We start from the raw sequence: 20,659 nt of genomic DNA, 5'->3' as shown, positions 1-20,659 counted from the left end.
TACATGGAAGTTAGCAGATCTAAAAGAACTATGCAGAATATCAGCGTAGGTTTTCTAAATCAGGTAGTAAACATGGTTTTAAGCTTTATTTCAAGAACTGTGTTTATTCACACCCTGGGAAATGAATATCTTGGTTTAAATGGAATTTTTTCAGATGTCTTGACCTTATTGTCCATGGCGGATCTTGGATTTTCAACTGCGATGGCATATAGCTTCTATAAACCACTGGCTGATAAGGATGAGAATAAAATCGCAGCATTAGTTGCTTTTTATAAGAAGGTTTACAATATCATAGCGATTGCAGTGTTTGTTCTGGGACTGTGCTGCATCCCTTTTTTAAGATTGATTGTTAATACTGAAAGAGAAATACCACATCTTGAGATATACTATCTATTCTCACTTGCAGGTGTAGTGACATCATATATGTTTGTGTATAAGACTACACTGCTTACTGCGGATCAGAAGAACTATATGGTAGTCAATATCAGGATGGCAACGAATTTTGTCAAAGTAATTTTGCAGATTCTCAGCCTTGTATTATTTAGAAATTATATCCTGTTCCTTGGTATTGGTACTGCTATCGGAATAATCAATAACCTGATTGCTTCAAGGAAGGCAGAACAGGAATATCCATACATAAAGCATATTAAGGCTGACGTGAATACGGATATTGGACTAAAAAACAGGATCATAGAGAATATGAAATCTGTTTTTATTTACAAGGTATCCACTACAGTATTTAGTGCTACTGATAATATCATTATTTCTATCGTTATAAGTACTGCTGCTGTCGGATTATATTCCAATTATCTGATGCTCAGTCAGAAGCTACTTCTGATAGAGCAAATTGTTTTCTCGGCTATGACAGCAAGTATTGGTAACGTCATCGCTAAAGAGAAAAGTGAAAAAAGATATTATGTATTTCAGACGATACAGTCCATAAGCTTTATTCTCTGCGGAATAATTGTAGTGTCATACAGTCTTCTTGCTGATGATTTTATCAGAGTATGGCTGGGAGAGGATTACGTATTATCAAAGCTACTTGTCATTGCTGTTACTCTTAATACATTTTTCTCTTGTGTCCTTCAGCCGTTATGGTTATACAGAGATGCAACGGGATTATATCAGAAAACTAAGTATATAATGCTTCTCGCAACGATAGAGAATATTGTTCTTTCAGTTTTACTTGGAAAGATATTGGGAGTGGCAGGTGTTATTTTTGCTTCTGCTATAGCAAGGTTAACTACGTATTTCTGGTATGAACCCAAACTTTTATTTAAAGAGTATTTTGATAAAAGTGCAGGAAAATATTTTAAACAGATACTCTTTAACATTGCTGTGACTGCGGTAACTATTGTTGTTGGAAGACTTCTTACGGAAAGTTTTAAACCTCAGAATTGGGCTATGCTTTTTGTAAAGGCAGTAATAATAGGTTTAGCCAGCATAATCCTTTATATTGCTGTGTATTACAAGACAGAAGGCGCTCAGAATCTTATTGAAAAGGCAAAGTCATATATTCAAAAAAGACAGAATAGGCAGATGATTTAATGAATGAGATTGTTAGTGTAATTGTTCCGGTATATAAGGTTGAAAAGTATCTGAGAAAATGTGTGGATTCCATTTTGAATCAGAGCTATCGCGAGCTTGATATAATCCTGGTTAATGATGGTTCGCCTGATGATTGCGGAGCAATTTGCGATGAATATGCAGAAAAAGATTATAGAGTAAGGGTAATACACAAGAGTAATGGCGGTCTTTCAAGCGCTAGAAATGCAGCCCTTGATGTGATAAAGGGAAGCTGGGTTATCTGTGTTGACAGTGATGATTATGTTCATCATGACATGATAAAGAGATTATATGAAGCAGCAATTGATGCTTCTGCTCAGATTTCAATTTGTTCTCATTATGAGGAAAAAGGAGAAAAACTTCTAATTGCTGACAGAGTAGTGGATGAGATAAGAGTGTTTGATAAGCATACAGCGCTTAAGAAACTCATTGAAGATGATGATATCAGAAGCTATGCATGGGGAAAGCTCTATAGAGCTGAATTGTTTGATGGTGTCAGATATCCTGATGGCAGGAATTATGAAGACGTAGCTACAACCTATTATCTTTTTGATAAAGCTGAAAAAATAGTTAAGATTCCTGATTATCTTTATTATTATCTTCAAAGAACCGATGGGATTTCATTTAACAAATCTACTGCTTCATGGCATAAGGGATGTCATGCTACATGCCTTGGGCAGGAGGAAAGAACTGAGTATTTCCGCTTGAAGGGATATTCTGATCTTTATGAGTTTTCCATGGCAAAACTGCTTCCTTATTTGTTTTCTGACATAAGAAGTGGATATAAAGCATCAGCGCTTAGTGATGTACAGGATACAAAAAAATATTTGAAGGAACATGAAAACGAGTTTTTGTCTAATCAAAAGGTATTGCAAAAGGATAAAAGCCTTATTTCAGTATATTTGAAAGATGAGCGTTTTTATAAGCTCTATGTAAACAGTAAGAATGTTTTCAAAAAAGGGATGCGCGGAATTCGCGTGGCTAAAGCAAGAATAAGGCAGAAAAAACAAGGCTTTGATTTTATGTTGGACAATGGGAAGAAGCGCCGTATAGTTTGCTTCGAACTTCCCTGCTTTGATAATCTGGGGGATCATGCAATCGCATTTGTGACAGCATATTTGCTCAGAACCATGTGTGAAGGCGATTCTGATTTTCAGCCATTTATAGTTGATGGTTGGGACACTAACAGAGCAATACTGGCCTTAAAGAAATGCATACAGCCTGATGATGTGATCATATGCCAGGGTGGCGGCAACTTTGGGAACCTGTATGAGTTTGCAGAGGTATTCAGAAGGAAGGTATTAAGAACCTTCAAGGATAACCGCATAATAATCATGCCTCAGACCGTATATTACTCCGATGACAGTGATGGTCGAAAGGAACTTCAAGCTGACAAAAAGGCGATCAAGGATTGCAGAAATATAACAATTCTTGCCAGAGACGCCAGATCGTATGAACTGATGAAGAAGTACTTCGACTGCACCATTTTGCAGCTCCATGATGTGGTTTCAATGTACGATGCGTCATATTTGTCTGCAGAAAAGCGTGAAGGCATAGTTGTATGCTTAAGGTCTGATAAAGAGAGTGCTCTTAGTTCACAGGATAAACTCCAAATAATGGAGGATTGTGAAAAGTATTCGGAGAAGGTATTTGTAACGGATACATGTATTCATTATTCCATAGAGCCAAAGGAAAGGAAGAATGCTATTGAAAAGAAACTTTCTGTTTTTGGAAATGCAAGGCTTGTGGTTACTGACAGACTTCACGGAATGATTTTTGCACTGATAACAAAAACTCCCTGTATTGTAATGGGCAATAATCACCATAAGGTATATGCAACATATAAGACATTTTGTGAATGCGAATACATACGATATATAAATGATGTTAAAGAACTAAATAATCTTATTTCTCTCATGCTAAATTCGAATATCACAAAGGATAAGTTAGATATGTCGGATGATATTGTAGTTCTTACAGAATCAATACTTTCAAAGAAATAATGAGAACGGGATTGGTGTTTAGGTTTTGATGGGTGACAGAATGTATTTTTATCAATTATATGGAATGGTGGTTAAATCAAATATTGAGTTTCCGCAACTTTTAGCAATTGAAGAGAGTACTTCAGTGGACAATGACTGCGATTTAACCATAGAACTAAGGGATAGCAATTCTTTATCAGAAGAATACGCAGATATCATTAAAAAGGGTGGAAAAGATAAAATTACGGATAACTCAGTCTGGTTCAGAAATCAGGTTGGTGATTTTTTGATTGAAACTGTTGATAATCGTTCCAGAATGCTATGCGAGAAATTTGAGGATGTTCCGGATAGTGTCATACGATCCTTTTTCCTTGGGAATTGCATTGCTGTCGCCATGACACAGAGAAATAAGATCGTTCTTCATGGAAGCAGTATTTTAATCGGAGATAGTACTGTTCTTGTATGCGGGAATAGTGGTAGTGGGAAATCCACCACATCAATGGCGCTTATTGACAGTGGAGCAAGACTAATGGCAGATGATATCTCTGTGATAGATATCGAATTTGAAGATGGCATGGCATATGCTTATCCTGCTTTTCCTGAACAGAAAGTATGCAGAGATGCAGCTGTAAACAGAGGCCTGGATCTTAATGAACTCACATATATTGATGAGGACCGGGACAAATTTTCCTATCTGAGGTCAGATATATTTGTATGTGAGAAGAGAAAAGTTGATACTCTCATTATTATCAATAGCATTTTGCAAGGTGCTGCTGATGATGAGTTTGAAAATGGTATAAGAATTAAGGAAATCTCCGGAGCTGATAAGGTGAATGCAATAACAGATATGTTCTTTTTAAAGTGGTTATATGGCAAAGGATTTGAACTTAGGCCAAATGAGATGCTAAAGTGTTTTTCTCTTGCCAATCAGATAAGAGTTTTTGAGGTAACAAGGGAAAATGGATTAGATACAAGAAAAGAGATTATTGATAGGATTTTTGAACGAATTATTTATTGAGGTGTAATTATGTCAGGCATCTGGGGATATATAAAGCTAAATAGTAATGATGAAGCTTTGGCTTCGAGAATCAGCGAAGTCAAAGGTCAAATGATGGAACCATATAATGAGTGTGCTATTGACAGATTCGAGGAAAAAGAATTTGATAATGGTTTCTTTGCTTGCGGAATCCAATATTTTAACGTTCGCTCAAGAAATGAAGTACTCCCTTTTTATGATGAAAAGGAGGGAACTGTATTTACAGCTGATGTTGTTCTAAATGGCAGACAAAAGCTTGTTGACGAGCTTCAAAAATCAGGCTTTTCTGAAGTATCAATGGAAACACCCGATGGTGAGCTGGCTTTCAAGTCGTGGAAAAAGTGGGGCTTAGATTTTACCAGTCATCTATTGGGACTTTTTGCTATTGCTATATATGAAAAGAAAAATAATGAGTTTTATCTTTTCACGGATCACACCGGATGCAGATGCGTAGATTACAGTATTTGCGGTGATGAGCTTTATTTCTCAACGCTTTCAAGACCCATTTTTAATGCAATGCCTGCTGAGTATAAAGGCTATGATGAACAGTTTATAACAGGATGTGAAGCTTCATTCTCTGCATATATGTATGCATTTCCAGACAGAACTCCATTTAATAATATCTTTCATACAGTCAGGGGATGCTATATAAAGGCAGTACCGGTTGGTAGTAAATGGTCATATAGTTCAAAAACATATTTTGATCCCAGTTGTGATTTTAAGACGTCAAAATCATGGCCAAAGGATCCTTATGATCCTATATACAGAGAGACCTTCAGAAATGTCTTTTTTGAGTGTGTAAGAGATGCTATCGATACTGACGGAGGGATTGCTGCAACTATAAGCAGTGGACTTGATTCGTCATCTGTTGCAACGGTTGCTGCAAAGCTTATGCAGGGTGAAAATAAAACTCTTTATGGATACACCTCTGTTCCGCTTAAAGAATATGAATACAAAAATCCGGGCTTCGATATGCCAGATGGGAGAGTAAATGCCTGGTGAGAGCACTGACTGCGCAGAAGCTTCTTTTGGAGAAGGGGATTGAGTCAACTCTTTACCTTGGATGTAAAGAGGACGAGACAGGTAAGATGGTAGCTCATGCGTGGATCAGATGTGGTAAGGCTTATGTTACCGGGGGGAATGGCGCAGCCGATGGCTATGCAATTGTAGAAAAGTTTAGGGCAAGGATTAAATAATGAGTAAGGTTGAAAAGATAAAGCACTATTGGAAAAAAAGAGATGATGCAAGAGAATATCTCAAGTGGATACTTGGTTACACAAAGCCGTATATTCCGCAGCTTTCACTGCTGATGGGATTTGACATTTTAGCGACGCTTTTAACAGTCGGCATGGCTCTGATCGGCAAACAGATGATTGATAAAGCTACAGGTGGCAATATTTCGGAACTATGGACGATTATTGCACTATATGTTCTGGTGATATTTTCTTCGCAGGCACTAAGCATAATAAGCAATCTGATTTCTGTCGTTGTATACGAGAAGTTTGGGTTTGGAATCAGAAAGCATGTTTATAGAAGGATTCTGGATACAACCTGGCTTGATATAGCTAAATATCATACCGGTGATCTAATGACCAGACTTACAAGTGATGTAGGTGCGGTTTCGGATGGTATCGCTCATACGATACCTACTGTGCTAAGACTTATTGTAGAACTTCTGGTAACCTTCTTTACACTTGCTTACTATGATTTTAGACTTGCACTTTTTGCACTGATGGTTGCACCTATCGCGATGATCGCAAGTATATGGCTTGGAAGAAAACTAAAGTATCTCACTGTTAAGGTTCAACAGACAGAATCAAAATATCGTTCTTTCATGCAGGAGAGTCTTGCGAATATCCTTATTGAAAAGTCATTCTGCTTGGAGGATTATTCTGAAGACAGATTAACTAAGCTTAGGGACGAGAGGATATACTGGGTATTTAAGAAGAACAGAACCAACATGTATGCATCTGCTGCTATGGGACTGTCTTTTCAGCTGGGATATGTTGTGGCGTTCTCATGGGGAGCTATATGTATTGCTAATAAAGTGATCACTTATGGTACCATGACAGTTTTCCTGCAGCTTGTTAACAGAATACAGGCACCTATCATAAACCTTGCCCAGATGGTTCCGAAACTGATATCTATGCTTGCTTCTGCAGGCCGTATAATTGAAATTCAGGAACTTCCCAAGGAGGAATATACGGATAATAGAATAACTCCCGAGAATATCGGAGTTAAGGTCACGAATGTATCTTTTGGATACACGGATGAGCTTGTTTTAGATAATGCCAGCATAGAGTTTAAACCGGGTGAGTTTACTGCCATAGTCGGTAAATCAGGAATCGGTAAGACGACACTTGTGCGTCTCATAATGGCGTTTACCAAGAATATGCAGGGTAAGATTACATTTTATAATCAGAATGGTGAAAGCATGGATGCAAGCCCTGATGCCAGAGATTTCATAGCCTATGTTCCGCAGGGCAACACTCTTTTCAGTGGAACAATAAGAGAGAATATCCTTATGGGAAAGAAGGATGCCACGGAAGAAGAGCTTATGGAAGCTGTGAGAAGTTCAGCAGCCGAGGACTTTATCAAGGAGTTACCTAATGGTATAGATACAGTCATAGGAGAAAAGGGTGTAGGTATTTCGGAGGGACAGGCACAGCGTATTGCCATTGCCCGTGCGCTTATAAGGAAAGCACCATTTCTTATTCTTGATGAAGCTACATCATCTCTTGATGAGAGTACTGAGCTTAGAGTTCTTGAGGGCGTAAGAAAATGGAGTCCTGCGCCGACGTGTCTTCTTATTACTCATAGAAGATCGGTGCTTCAATACTGCGACAGAGAGATTCAGATTGTAGATAAAAAAATGAGGGAAGCTATATGACTAAAATACTGATGATCGATGATGATACTGAGGTTCTGGATATTAATAAGAAATATTTTGAGGAGAAGGGGTGCTATGTTGAGGTTGCAGACAGAGCGCAGAAAGGTCTTGAGCTTGCGAAGGTCTTTAAGCCTGATTGTATTCTTCTGGATGTAATGCTACCTGATATGGATGGATTTTCCGTTTGCACAAAGATCAGAGAAAAATCTACTGCTCCGGTTTTGTTTCTGTCGGGAAAGGTTTCAGAGGATGATAAAATTGAGGGCTTCGAAGCAGGAGCGGACGACTACATAGAAAAGCCCTACAGCCTTAGAGAGGTTTATGTTCGTATACAGGCTCATATAAGGAGAAGTTCAAATAAAAATGTTCAGGATCAGGGTACTATGTTTATAGATATGAACCCATTTTTTATTAACCTTGAACTCCATAAGCTTTTTTATAATGATCAGGAAATATTTATATCCAATAAAGAATATGACCTTATGTTATTCCTTGCACAGAATGCGGGAAAGGAAATATCATTTGAGGAAATCGGAAAGAAGCTTTGGGGAAATTACGTGGAAAGTGACCGCAGAAATGTTATGGTCAATGTATCCAGATTAAGAAAGAAGATTGAGAAGCAGACAGGTGTTGATAGCCTGATAGAGACCATATGGTCCAAGGGTTATAAGCTTGTAATACCAAAGTAAAACTTTTTGTTCATTAATGGACATTGGTGGAAAGATGATAAGCAAACGAAAATTTGAGCAGCCTGATGTCAATTCAGACACAATAGCTCAGTTATCAAGACAGTTGATAGAAGCAAATACAAAGCTTAAGAGAACAGAGAATGAACGTACAGCTATGCTGGAAAACATATCTCATGATCTAAGAGCCCCGCTTACAGCTATACGTAGTACTATTGATTATATAAAACTGAAGAGAGATGATCCTGAGTGTGGCAGCACCGGAGAGGAAATGAATTCTTTGGTAAAGCTGCTTGATGCACGGACAAAGACTCTTGAAGTTATGATTCAGGATTTATACTACATGACCTGTATAGATAGTGGGCGTGAAGAATTCAATTTGGAAGATATTCCACTGGCACAGTTTCTTGAAGAGTATTTCTTCGCTTTGGAAATTGATGATAAGTATAAGGACTATGATTTTGTTCTGGATGTACCCGATGATTTGGATGTAGTGGTTCATATTGATATATCAAAATTTGAGAGAGTATTGGACAATCTGTTTACTAATGCAAGAAAGTATTCAGATAAAGGGTCAAAAATAACATTGGGAGCTGGTCAGAATAGCGATGGAGCTTTTTTCTATGTTGAGGATACCGGATATGGGATACCAAAAGAGTCTATCCCATATATTTTTGACAGGACATATAAAGTGTCTAATGCCAGAACACCAAAAGATGATTCCAGTAGTGGCCTTGGGCTTGCAATTACAAAGCGCATTGTTGAATTCCATGGCGGAAAAATTACATGTGAAAGTACACTTGGGAAGGGCAGTAGATTTACCGTTTTTCTTTAAATAATTACGATTTGGATAGATAAGATGAGTAAAAAAGTTAGCATTATTGTCCCTGTATATAATGGGGAAAAATATATAGACAGATGCGCAAAAAATCTTCTTGCGCAGACTTATGAAAATCTTGAATTTATTATCGTTGATGATGGAAGCACAGATAAAACACCTGAAAAATGTGATTATTATGCTTCCAGGGATCCAAGATTTGTTGTTGTTCATAAAGCGAACGGAGGCCTTAGCTCCGCCAGGAATGCCGGTACGGATAAAGCCACAGGAGATTATGTTCTTTACTACGACGTAGATGATGATATTACTGAGTCACTGGTAGAAGATAACATCAAGCTTGCTGAGAGTAATGATGCTGATGTGGTTATGTTTTGCTTCTGGTATTTCAATGTTGATACCGGTGAGAAAAAAGACAATCTGGTAGGCAAGGATTTCATCGGTGATAAAAAGCAGTTCTTTGACAGCTTTCTTAATACGACAATTGACCATGAGGTGTTTAATGCACCTTGGAATAAAATGTACAAGAGGAGCTTTCTTATAGATAACAGCCTGCGATTTTTGCCGGAGTTTCCTATCTATGAGGACATAATATTTGCATCAAAAATGCTTCAGTATGCAGAAAAGATAGTTGTGAATAACAACATGTACTACTCATATTATGTTAGGAGCTCAGGAAGTCTTATAACAAAGTATATGGATGGCTATTTTGCCTCTGTTACAAGGTTTTACAAGAATGCTATGGATTACTGCAGAATGTTTGCTGACAATGATGCTCAGATTCTTAAGTTCAGCAATTTATATGTGACGCTTGTAAACACAAACCTAAAGCAGATAAGTTTGCGGAAGGAATTATCGTTCGAAGAGAAAAAGAGAACCATAAGAGCGATATGTGATGAGGATATATTCAGGAGTGCTGTTCGCATATCCAGGCTTGAAAGAATAAGAAAGGTAATAATCAGGCAGCTTGTACTCACAAGGAATGCTGCAGCAATAATACGGATGTACACGTTTTTGGAGCACATCAATAGATAAGGTTTAAAAGACACATATAACTGATGAATGAGGGGAAGTCAGTATATGAAAGCAAGACAGATTTTATTTAAGACTGCAAGGATCATAGGCAGGTTATTTTATAGAAAACACGTGTGGCTTATAAGTGACAGGGAAGGATCTGCCGGGGATAATGGCGAGGCTTTTTTTAAATACCTGCAGTCTAAGGCTGTCAATGCTGTATTTGCTATAAGAAAAGACAGTGAGGATTATGATCGAATCAGCAAAATAGGAAATGTTGTCGACATGCGTTCACTGAAATATAAGCTGCTTCTCTGTATTAGCGATTGTCATTGCAGTTCACAGCTTTTTCATATGGAGAATCATATTGAAACTCCACAGATATTTTTACAGCACGGAGTTGCATACAGTGATATTTCGAAGATGATTAAGCCTGTAAATCATAAGAATTTTTATATAATCACTGTCTCTGATATGGAACGTGAACAGCTGATAAGAGGTGGTGTTAGCGAGGATCATGTCTGGCTCACAGGACTCCCAAGATTTGATTATCTAAAGTGTAAAGATGGAAACAAAGTCATAGCAGTATTTTCATGGAGAGCGTCATTATCAGGATTGAATGAAGATGTGCTAAAAGAATCTCGTTATTATAAAATGCTTGATAGGATTATCAAAGATGAAGAATTAAGGGAAGAAATATCGAGGAGAGGATATAAACTATATTTTAAGCTTCATCCTGAAGTGTTGAGGCATAAGCACTTCTTTTCTGAGGTAGATGAGAATTACTTCTATACAGATACATATAACAAACTTTTTGAAGAAGTTTCTTTGATGGTAACAGATTATTCATCCGCAATAAGCGACTGCGTATACATGTATAAACCTATTATATATTTTCAATTTGATCAGAATCAGTTTTATGAGGGGAATCCTTTCGTGTCTTTAGGATTATTTGACTATGAGAATCATGGATTTGGGCCTGTGATTACTGATTATGATGACCTAAAATCAGCCATTTTGGGGCTTATTGATGAAGGCTGTCGTATGGAGGAAAAATATAGAGAACATGTTGATGAATATTTTAAGTATATAGATAAAGATAATTGTGAAAGAGTATTTGATAAAATACGTACGCTGTTAAATAAATACTAACTAAAGCTTCTCATACCGAAAAAGAGGTTCGCACATTTATGGTGTGGGAAGATTTAGAATAAATATTTTGGATTGAGGATGAAAATGAATAGTAATGAAAATGCAGATATATATGTTTCAGTTATAATACCAAGCTATAATTCTGCGGCTTTTGTAGAGACAGGAATACAATCTGTATTGGCTCAATCAGCAAATTGCATTGAAATAATACTTGTCGATGATGGTTCTAATGATAATACAGAAAAAATATGTGCTAAATATATTGGAGAAAAGTTCCAATATATAAAGATAGAGAATGGTGGAACTGGCCATGCAAGAAATGTAGGAATAAGTAAAGCTAGAGGTAAATGGATAGCTTTTCTTGATAGTGATGATCTTTATCTTCATGATGTGATTGATGATAACTATGTTTCAAAGCTGCATAAATATGAACGCGATGGTATTGATATTATTTGGACTCCGAGGCTCATTACTAATTTTGATTTGACTTTATCAGTTTATAGGGAAAATGCAGTTAGGGATGTTAAACATCATATGAGTCCACTTGAGTTTTGGTCATGTTTGTATAGAAAGAAGTTTTTGGATGAGCATGGAATTAGATTCTATGAGTATCAAAGACAGGATATTGAGTCTGCTTTTAGATATCTCACAGCATCAAATACGCAAAATATAGCAGTTGATAACAATATGGCGTTTTATTTGATGAGGAATAATCCTAAAAGTAATACACATACCTGGAATATTCATGTTTTGAGTAATATAAAAATGCTTGTTTTTTGGGATCTATACGAGACAACTAAGTATGACGAAGATAAAGACTATTTGATGAAAACTATAGTGCGTCAATATGTAGCGTCTTGCATTCTGGATAGGAATATGGAAGATGCTGAATCTAAAAAGCTTATAAATGAAAATAGAATCTTATTTAAACAGATTTGTAGAAAATGTAATAATTATCCATATATGACGTATAAAGTTATGATTGAAATTGCTATTCAGTTTTATAAAAAAATTAAAAAAATTGGCAGAAAAAGAAATCCAAATGATAACAAATTGAAATACATTTCAAATACTATTACGTATGAAGATATTAAGGATAGATTATATAATATTACTATAGAGGTTTTAGGAGAGTAGCAAGTTTTGGAGAGTGAAATAATAAGCATTATTGTTCCGGTATATAATGTGGAACAATATATCGATGAATGCGTTTCCAGTGTTGTTGATCAATCATACCAAAATTTAGAAATAATACTTATTGATGATGGATCAACTGATAAGAGTGGTGATATATGTGATATTTGGGCTGGTAAAGATTCTCGTATTAGGGTGTTACATAAAGAGAATGAAGGAGTATCTGTTTCGCGAAACGTTGGAATAGATATTTCAATGGGGGAATATATAATATTTGTAGATTCAGATGATGTAATACATCCTTGTTTAGCAGAATGTTTATATAATTCGATAAAGAATCATAAGACGAGTATTTCAAAATGTAGACTGTTTGCTTTTTATGATAAAATTGATAAAAAAAATTATAGGATACAGCAAATTAGTGAAAATACTCTTAGTAATGAAGAGTATGCTTATATGTTTTTATCAGATTTTATGGCACCTTATATATATGTTCATGGAACAATTTTTGATAGAAGCATAATCGGGAATACTAGATTTTTGCCAGGAAAGTATAATGAAGATTCTTTGTTTATTAGTGATCTTATGAAGAAGGGAATGAATGCATGTTATGTAGATGAAGAACTATATTATTATAGACAAAGATCTAATAGCATAATGGCAGCTAGAGAAGGAAAATTCTATTTTGATTGGATAGACTCCCTTATTTATCAATATGACTCTCTTAAAGACTCATTTGGAGAGGTATATCGTTCTAAGTTGTTATGTAAGGAACTCAATAGAATGAGTCGTATAATTTCGGAAGTTTACTTTTTTACTGATAAAGGCATGGCTAGGCAATTATATAGGAAGTGGATATGTATTTATGATGAAAACCGTTGCTATATAGTTGATAATAAAGAAAAGAATAAAACAATGCTTTATAGATACTTACCTTCTTTCTATTATCTTCTTATCAGGAAAAAGATTGTTAAAATTAGAGAAGGTTATAAGCAAAGAGAGTATGATGAAAAGAATACAAAAAATCCTTGAAATATTATTAAAAGATAGAATAATTCTAAATATATTGAATTTTAAGGCGATTCCAAAACGAGTTAATTTACATTGGGCTCCCATATGTGAAAGAAAATTTGGCTCATTAGTATTTAAAAGTGACAGTGCAAAGCAAAATCTTGGTGATTGGCTTGCACTTCCAATTTTTGAGTATATGACAGACAGATTTGGGATTGATCCCCAAAGAAAAATAGCATCTACAAAGCATTTATATACAATAGGGTCTTTGATTCTTTTAGGATATCAAGATGCAACCATATGGGGAAGTGGAATTTTATTTGGAGAACCAGAAGGGGTTATTTGGAAACGTAGTAAAACTCGTAAGCTGGATGTAAGATGCGTGAGAGGTCCAAAGACTTTGTCTAGGCTTAGGGAGAATGGCTATGATGTTTCAAGATGCCTTTTAGGAGATCCAGGTGTTTTGATGCCACTTATCTATACTCCTACGGAGTATAAGGAGAAAAGAGATTATTCCGTAATTCTTCATATGAGCAAAAAGGATGAGTCTATAGCCAATCAGATTGACATACTTACAGATGATTGGAAGAGAACTATTGATGAAATATATAACAGTAAGCTTATAATTAGTAGTTCACTTCATGGTTGTATAATTGCAGAGGCTTACGGTGTTCCGGCTATACTATTGGATAAATTGGAAGGCAGGGACAGATTTAAATATAACGATTATTATTATAGCACCGGGAGATATGATTATCCTGTATGTAAATCCGTTGAAGAGGGATTAGCTATGCCTGTTCCTTCTGTTCCGGATCTGTCAAAGCTGCAGGAAAATCTACTGAGTAGTTTTCCTGTTGACTTATGGAACTGAAAAATGAAATTAGTAAAGGTTAATCAGAATACTTAGAGTTCCGTTTTCAACAGCCTCTTTATATTCCTTCTTTGAGGTCTTTGAATAGGAATTGTTTATGCCAATCCTTGCATAAACAGTTCCTTCGGGAATTTCAGCAACCTTTTCAGTGAAACCATAGTTTTCATTAATTTTACCTGTAATGTTATTGTGGGAATCAAAGAAATACAGATAATGGATTCTTTGATCAGACATATTGTCTCTTGCAACAAGCCCGACATAGATAGATGTCTTTCCGGCGGGAATGGCATATCCGCCATTTCCATCGGCATTGACCAAAAGGGTTCCCCAATGCTTGTCTTCCTTTAATGCACCGGTTTTTTGGTCGATTGTCATATAAAGATAGCCGTCAAAATCAGATAACTGAGCAGAGGCATCAGATGTATATTCAGAAGGATTCATTATGGCGGAGATCATCTCGCTGTTAACAGTGAGATTCTTTCTGTCGATGATGGCATAATTGCTGCCGTTATCCCAGTAAATGCATTTTAAACCGAATTTATTAGCGCGCGCTATATAGTTGGAGGCATGAACCAATCTATATTGGGCAGGAGAGAACTTGGAAGTTGTTCCCCATTCTCCAATTATGATTGGCACACCGAGGTTTTTCGAAAAATTGGCCATATTTGAAAATGTATTGTCCATTGTCTGATCAAAGGTCTGTGAGTAATTATGGACAGTTACAATGATTTTCCCTGGAACAGTGTCTGAGGGAAGCACAAAGGCTTTCTGAAATTTTTCTCCGGGATTATCAAGAAGAGTAGGGACCATAAGCAGGCGCTCATCGTTATTACCGCCGGATGCGCGTACTGTGTTCACAAAAATCTGATTCAGTTCATTCATCTGGGAGGCGGCCTTTTTGCCAAAACTCCAGGATTTATCAAGGTTGTCAATTTCATTGTAAGACTCAAAGATCAGATGCTCATCATAGGATGAGAAGTAAGCAGAAATTTCGCTCCATAGAGAAGTGGCATCAGCCTTTACTTGATCGAAGTCCTTATCAGAGACACCGGCGTGGAGAACTTCGCCGTCATGGTGGGTATTAATGATTACATAGAAATCATCGTTTATGCAATAATCAACTACTTCGCATACCCTGGCAAGCCATTCACTACTAATGTGAATTGTATCGTTTTCATCCCTATAGGTATGCGTATACCAGGACACCGGAACCCTGATGACATCGAATCCTTGGGCTTTGACAAGGTTAATCTGTTCCTGTGTGATTTTGGGGTTACCCCAGATGGTTTCCTGGGAGAGATTACCTCCACTTTTGGGATCTCCATAGTGGGAATCAAGGGAATTACCAAGATTCCATCCGGTTTTCATCTGTTCTACGAACGCTGTGGCAGAAATACCGGAGCTGTTATTAGCTCTTACAGCCAAAGTGTGATAATGAAACGCAAAAGACATACTAAGGATTGAAATGCATAATACGGCAAATAGTTTTTTCATTACGATCCTCCATAAATGTTTACTAATGCATTAGAGCGCGAAATATTTGTGGTATCATCGATTTTTATGAGCTAAATGATTACATTGCGGATTTCATAAATATTATAACGATATTTGCATTAGTAATACAACATGAGAGAGGCTTGCCATTTAGCAGAAATAAAATAAGAAAGACTTAATACGTTATATGAAAATTCGACAGATAATTTTTAAATCCATAAGAGCCATGGGAAGGATATTTTATGGGAAAAATATTTGGCTTATTAGTGACAGAGAAGGCATGGCAGGTGATAATGGGGAAGCCTTTTTTTAGTTCCTTCAGGATAAAGATATAAAGACAATTTTTGCTATAAAGAAAGATAGTGAAGATTATGACAGAATTAGCAGGATAGGCGAGGTAGTATATATACAATCGCTTAAGTATAAACTGCTTCTATGCGTCAGCGACTGTCACTGTAGCTCGCAACTTTTAAATATGGAGAATCACGTGGAAATGCCACAGATATTTCTACAGCATGGGGTTTCGTATAGTGATATTTCAAAGATGATAAAGCCTGTAAATCATAAGAATTTTTATATAACCACTACTTCTGATATAGAACGTGAAGATATGATAAGAGGTTTGGGGAGCGAGGATCATATAGGGGTTACAGGACTCCCAAGATTTGATTATCTAAAGAATAAAAATCAAAACAAGATAATAGTTGCATTTTCATGGAGAGCTTCATTATTGGGATTGAACGAAGAAGAACTGAAAGAGTCTTGTTATTTTGAAATGCTCGATAGGATTAGTAAAGATGATGAATTATATGAAGAGATATCAAGGAGAGGGTATAAGCTATATATCAAGTTGCATCCTGAAGTACTACGATATAAGCATTTCTTTTGTAAGACAGATGATAGTCGTTTCTATACGGATTCATATAATTGCGAGAGAGTATTTAGAAAAATATCGGAGCTTTTGTATTCGAATTGATTTATTAGCTTTATGTGTTGATTATAGATGCTGAAATATGTTTTGCTGATATAAGATGGTGATAAGCATGAATAAAAGATATATGTTATATGGGCTTACAATTGAATCTGAAGTTGAATTTAGGCAGCTGCTGAAAGCTGACGATAATAGTGAGTCTGACGCTTTGGCAGATGTTTTTATAAGACATGGGAATTGTGCAGATGAAGTAATTGAAAATCTTACAATGGCAGGAGCTCTTGAAAAAAAGTACGAAATAGGCCTTGAGTACTCATGCTTTATGAATAAAGGCGGGTACTATGTCATCAGAGATGGTAAGGAGATAATTTTTGAAGCAAAATCGGGCTATAATGATGAAACTGTTTCTGCCTGGCTCCTTGGCTTTTCCATGGCAATGCTCCTTTTGCAGAGAAAAACACTGGCTATTCATTGCAGTGCGGTTTGTGGAAGTGCTGATGATATTACAGAGGGGGCTATTCTGATATCAGGTGAACCCGGAGCGGGTAAGTCAACGCTTACAAAAAAGCTTCTTGAGGATGGATATAATATAATGGCTGACGATGTCGCTGCTGTAAGATGCGTGGATGATGTTATGGTTTATCCGGCATTTCCATATCAGAAGCTTGTGAGAAATGAAGTGGAAAAAAGAGGCCTCGATAAAGAAAAACTCATTTACATAAATGAAGATAAGGATAAATTCCTTGTGCCTGTCGGAGATGCCTTCTGTGCAAAGCCACAAAGGCTAAAGTGCATGGCTTTTATTGTTGTGGCGGATGTTCAGGAGGTGCAGCTACAAAAGCTTTCTGGTTTAAACCAGCTCATGGCGGTAAAGCAGAACCTCTTTCTTCATAGGCTATCAGGAGAGTGGGAGAATAATAAAGAAGTGCTGCAGCTATGCATGTCGGTTGCCGGAAAGTGCCCGGTATATCTGATTGCACGTCCGGCAAATGTGGATTCCGTTGAGGCTATCGCTGATATTGTAAAAAAGCTTGAGTGAATATACTAAAGTATTACGTTTTAGGCATTATCAAGAAGATTTGAAAGCACTATAGATTCTATTTCGCATAAGCTGATAATATAGATGCGGAAAATGTCTATATAACATAGTTTTTGCTTTTTCTTTGGTGTCTTTGATATGTTTTTTATCTGAGACATAAAATGCCAGCCAGCAGTTATAGATTTTATTTGCTTCGTGCCTGTTCATGTTCCAATAAACGTCGGCTGCTCTGCGGCTAATTAGATTTAGGTATTTGCAGAATAAAGCACTGCGGAAGGATTCATCATAGCGCTCTTTTAATGACTCATACTGATGCCTGTTGATTTCGGATAATTCAAGGAGATAAGCTGCATCCTTTGAAGATGTCAGACTGCACTCTCTTTGGCGATATACATATAGCGGTAAGTCGGTTTTTGCACAAGAGACTCCTATACTAAGGCATTTATTCATATAAATGGTATCTTCAAACATTTTCTTTTTAGGAAAACGTAGTGAGATTTCAAGTTTTTTATATGTCTGATTGATAACTGAATCAAGACATTCTCGGAGATATTTTTCTACATTGTAGACCGGAATAATAATGCTGATAAGTTCATTCATGAATTCAATTCCCTTGAACGTTTTACAAGGTGTTCAAGCTGCAAGCATGTAAAAATAGCCCTGTCAAGACGTTCATCATCCTCTGTTTTGTTTCGTCCATATACCCAATCTTCCAGGATTTCAAAATTCAGATATTTTTGCCAGTAGTTTCTGTCTAAATATCCAAGATACATTTTCCTTCTCTCGATGCTTTCGTTACTAACTCTATTCTTTTCGTATTCAGATGTAGAGATTTTGGGTAAGTTTCTATAACTGAAATCCTCTTTGGTTCTTAAAGTGTATAAAGAATGTGGCATCAAGTCTTTAAAAGCTTCTCTAAATATATACCTGTTTATGTACCAGTTATGGTAAAGGTATCTGGGGATCCCCAGGGCAAAATCCAATACTCTGTAATCAAGATATGGAATTAAGTATCTTGTGCCGGTGCAAGAAGAGAAGAAGGCCAAAACATCCAGCCTGTTTCTGCTTCCGCCTTCTATTACATATTCAATTGGGTCATATGCAAAAGCAAGTGGCTTAATCTTTTCGTTTTCATATTTTTTTGTAAAATCTGATTTAAGAACGTCTGAAGCAATGTGCTTGGCAAAAAATGGTGCCTTTAGCTTTTTGTTGGCAAGCATCTGATTATCATATATCAGTTTTATTGTCTTAAATATTCTATGCTTAGAGATACTGCTTCTTGAATACATAAGACGCAAATATCGATAATACTCATGAAAGTAAAATAATTCGTATGGATTAGATCTATGACTTACTCCTTCATCTCCACCATGACCGGTAAACACAAACTTCACTCCATGATCCTTCATGAAAGAAGCTGTTTCAAAAATGGATGCAGTATTTACGTAGGGAGGAAATGCATAAGTCAAAGCTGCAGGTAGTTTATCATAATCACCCTTTCCAAGGGGAAAACGTTCCGCCATCATAGGCGTGTCCAGATTGACAGCAAGGCCACCAAAATTACATGTTATTCCTGCTTTTTCACAAATGTCCTTAACAATTAGCCGCTCATCATTTTCCGCTATTGCAAGTTTATCCTCTGCGGGAGACCATGAATAATAAAGGCATTCTTTATTGCTTTTGGCTAAAATCAGGTCGATGATTCCGGAATCCAGTCCGCCGGATAATTCAGCTCCGATTTTCAAATTAGTGGCGTTTGCCCGTATATGTACCGCATCCTCTACCAGCCTTCTAAGCTCCTTTGTATAAGCCTCTTTGCTTTTCATTCTATATTTCTTTTTTCCGGGGATATAATAATGTCCCTCCTTTGCAATAATTCCTTGCTTGGTGAATTGAAAAGTTATCCATCCACCAAAGGGTACACAATTAATATGCTCGTATTCTGTCCTACATCCAATCTGAGACTTCCCCATATATAAATACGAAAAGAGCCAGTCCTCATTAACCTGAATATCGATATCATTTACAGATAATATTCCTCTTATGTCAGTTGAAAAAATCACTCTGTCCTTATCAGAGTAGTAAAAAAGAGGTCGTACTCCTAAATGATCCCTGAAAAGAGTTAATTCTTTCTTGGAGTTATTCCACAATGCGCCTGAAAAATCGCCATTTATATGAGCTAGTGCTTCCAATCCTTTTTTACATATCTGATCAGATAAAAAGTATTCATCAGACAGGCCTGTCTCTGTATCGGAATATATCAATGCATCAAATACGCCTACTCTCCCTGCAGATGTAATAATTCTTTTATTATCGATGCATTTTTTTAGTGCTTCCGGCTTTATGCCTAAAAAAGCATTCTCATCATAATATTCCTGTGTATTACAGTCACCATAGCTATTATTCCATAGTGAAAGTCCTTTATATACGTTTTTATCAATGGTGTTTTGAGAAACACAGCCATATATACCACTCATTGTTTTCCATCCGTTTTTTATTTTTTACTATAACATAAAAAAATAGAGCTCATCAATTTGACGAGCTCTAATAAGATAACACATTATGATAAATTATCTATATTTGTAACGTTATCTTCAGTGTTTGTTGTTTCGCCTTCACCCTTGCCTTCTTCAATAGGCTGGTTAGTACTAGAAGTTGCGTCATGTGCACCACCAAGTATAAGTACGCAAACCTCTCTGTCCCAAGGCCAAATGCCGTTTTGTGTCTGATTGAGATCTAAAGCTGAAATCTCAGGGTTGTTCCACTTCTTCATTACTGTTTCCTCCTCCTACAGATTTAATAAATTGGATATGCTTATAATATAGATTAATGAGCGACCGGTCAATGAATCTTACATTATTGTAACAAGTGGGTAAATCCTATACTCAATGTTTTAAACATTCTAAAGCTCAGCGCAGCAAGTCCCGTCTTTAGGATTTAGCACTATTACTTTTTGGGACCATCTATATATCACTTACTACTGTAGTCAGCATATCTGCTGGCTATTTTTATTTTTCA

18 protein-coding genes and 1 pseudogene are annotated in these 20,659 nt (G+C 36.5%); 15 read left to right on the top strand and 4 right to left on the bottom strand.

What is annotated here, in order from left to right:
- The first annotated feature begins 3 nt into the window (after window positions 1–3).
- The 13 genes from G586_RS0115680 (at window position 4) to G586_RS25145 (ending at window position 14,177) form a co-directional block, all read left to right on the top strand.
- Complete coding sequence (locus G586_RS0115680; RefSeq protein ID WP_026528489.1) at window positions 4–1,548, top strand: hypothetical protein; 1,545 nt, start codon at window positions 4–6, stop codon at window positions 1,546–1,548.
- Entirely contained in the window at window positions 1,548–3,569 is a 2,022-nt protein-coding gene (locus G586_RS25155) for a glycosyltransferase (RefSeq protein WP_051204844.1), read from the top strand. The genes G586_RS0115680 and G586_RS25155 overlap by 1 nt, the downstream gene beginning before the upstream one ends.
- A gap of 64 nt (window positions 3,570–3,633) precedes the next feature.
- Window positions 3,634–4,566: a hypothetical protein gene (locus G586_RS0115670; protein ID WP_196811623.1), complete on the top strand. Its 933-nt coding sequence runs from the start codon at window positions 3,634–3,636 to the stop codon at window positions 4,564–4,566.
- A 9-nt stretch (window positions 4,567–4,575) separates the two neighbouring features.
- A complete protein-coding gene (locus tag G586_RS23405) occupies window positions 4,576–5,586 on the top strand; it encodes an asparagine synthase-related protein (protein WP_035773434.1) in 1,011 nt (336 codons plus the stop codon).
- The gene (locus G586_RS23400) at window positions 5,583–5,780 is read left to right on the top strand and encodes a lasso peptide biosynthesis B2 protein (protein ID WP_051204843.1); all 198 of its coding nucleotides are present in this window, start codon (window positions 5,583–5,585) and stop codon (window positions 5,778–5,780) included. The genes G586_RS23405 and G586_RS23400 overlap by 4 nt, the downstream gene beginning before the upstream one ends.
- Complete coding sequence (locus tag G586_RS23395; RefSeq protein WP_051204842.1) at window positions 5,780–7,474, top strand: ABC transporter ATP-binding protein; 1,695 nt, start codon at window positions 5,780–5,782, stop codon at window positions 7,472–7,474. The genes G586_RS23400 and G586_RS23395 overlap by 1 nt, the downstream gene beginning before the upstream one ends.
- Window positions 7,471–8,163, top strand: coding sequence for a response regulator transcription factor (locus G586_RS0115655; RefSeq protein WP_026528487.1), 693 nt, complete (start codon window positions 7,471–7,473; stop codon window positions 8,161–8,163). The genes G586_RS23395 and G586_RS0115655 overlap by 4 nt, the downstream gene beginning before the upstream one ends.
- 34 nt (window positions 8,164–8,197) lie before the next feature.
- Window positions 8,198–8,995, top strand: coding sequence for a sensor histidine kinase (locus tag G586_RS0115650; RefSeq protein ID WP_026528486.1), 798 nt, complete (start codon window positions 8,198–8,200; stop codon window positions 8,993–8,995).
- A 24-nt stretch (window positions 8,996–9,019) separates the two neighbouring features.
- On the top strand, window positions 9,020–10,030 hold the full coding sequence (locus G586_RS25150) for a glycosyltransferase (RefSeq protein WP_051204841.1): 1,011 nt from the start codon (window positions 9,020–9,022) through the stop codon (window positions 10,028–10,030).
- A 45-nt stretch (window positions 10,031–10,075) separates the two neighbouring features.
- Window positions 10,076–11,161 carry a CDP-glycerol glycerophosphotransferase family protein gene (locus G586_RS0115640; protein WP_026528485.1) on the top strand — a complete coding sequence of 362 codons (1,086 nt, stop codon included), beginning with the start codon at window positions 10,076–10,078 and terminating at the stop codon, window positions 11,159–11,161.
- An 84-nt stretch (window positions 11,162–11,245) separates the two neighbouring features.
- Window positions 11,246–12,298: a glycosyltransferase family 2 protein gene (locus G586_RS0115635; RefSeq protein ID WP_026528484.1), complete on the top strand. Its 1,053-nt coding sequence runs from the start codon at window positions 11,246–11,248 to the stop codon at window positions 12,296–12,298.
- A gap of 6 nt (window positions 12,299–12,304) precedes the next feature.
- A complete protein-coding gene (locus G586_RS23385; RefSeq protein ID WP_051204840.1) occupies window positions 12,305–13,327 on the top strand; it encodes a glycosyltransferase in 1,023 nt (340 codons plus the stop codon).
- The gene (locus tag G586_RS25145; protein WP_026528483.1) at window positions 13,302–14,177 is read left to right on the top strand and encodes a polysaccharide pyruvyl transferase family protein; all 876 of its coding nucleotides are present in this window, start codon (window positions 13,302–13,304) and stop codon (window positions 14,175–14,177) included. The genes G586_RS23385 and G586_RS25145 overlap by 26 nt, the downstream gene beginning before the upstream one ends.
- 9 nt (window positions 14,178–14,186) lie before the next feature.
- Here G586_RS25145 and G586_RS0115620 read toward each other — a convergent pair whose 3' ends face one another.
- Window positions 14,187–15,671, bottom strand: coding sequence for a glycoside hydrolase family 5 protein (locus G586_RS0115620; RefSeq protein ID WP_026528482.1), 1,485 nt, complete (start codon window positions 15,669–15,671; stop codon window positions 14,187–14,189).
- 487 nt (window positions 15,672–16,158) lie between these two features.
- Here G586_RS0115620 and G586_RS0115610 point away from each other — a divergent pair, with 487 nt between their 5' ends.
- On the top strand, window positions 16,159–16,647 hold the full coding sequence (locus G586_RS0115610; RefSeq protein WP_330363288.1) for a hypothetical protein: 489 nt from the start codon (window positions 16,159–16,161) through the stop codon (window positions 16,645–16,647).
- A gap of 67 nt (window positions 16,648–16,714) precedes the next feature.
- A complete protein-coding gene (locus G586_RS0115605; RefSeq protein ID WP_026528480.1) occupies window positions 16,715–17,641 on the top strand; it encodes a hypothetical protein in 927 nt (308 codons plus the stop codon).
- Window positions 17,642–18,130: 489 nt separating this feature from the next.
- On the opposite strand, the pseudogene G586_RS27545 reads toward G586_RS0115605, so the two are convergent.
- The 3 genes and pseudogenes from G586_RS27545 to G586_RS0115590 all read right to left on the bottom strand — a co-directional run.
- Window positions 18,131–18,241 (bottom strand): annotated as a pseudogene (locus tag G586_RS27545) (glycosyltransferase); the annotation flags it as partial.
- Entirely contained in the window at window positions 18,238–20,118 is a 1,881-nt protein-coding gene (locus G586_RS0115595) for an asparagine synthase-related protein (RefSeq protein ID WP_026528478.1), read from the bottom strand. The pseudogene G586_RS27545 and the gene G586_RS0115595, both read right to left, overlap by 4 nt.
- Window positions 20,119–20,201: 83 nt before the next feature.
- Window positions 20,202–20,414, bottom strand: a complete 213-nt coding sequence (locus G586_RS0115590) for a hypothetical protein (RefSeq protein ID WP_026528477.1) — start codon at window positions 20,412–20,414, stop codon at window positions 20,202–20,204.
- Window positions 20,415–20,659 lie beyond the last annotated feature (245 nt).

It is taken from the genome of Butyrivibrio sp. VCD2006, assembly GCF_000423925.1.
Taxonomy (GTDB): Bacteria; Bacillota; Clostridia; order Lachnospirales; family Lachnospiraceae; genus Butyrivibrio.
The sequence above is the reverse complement of the archived record's forward strand: the minus strand, read 5'-3'. Positions and strand labels throughout refer to the sequence as shown.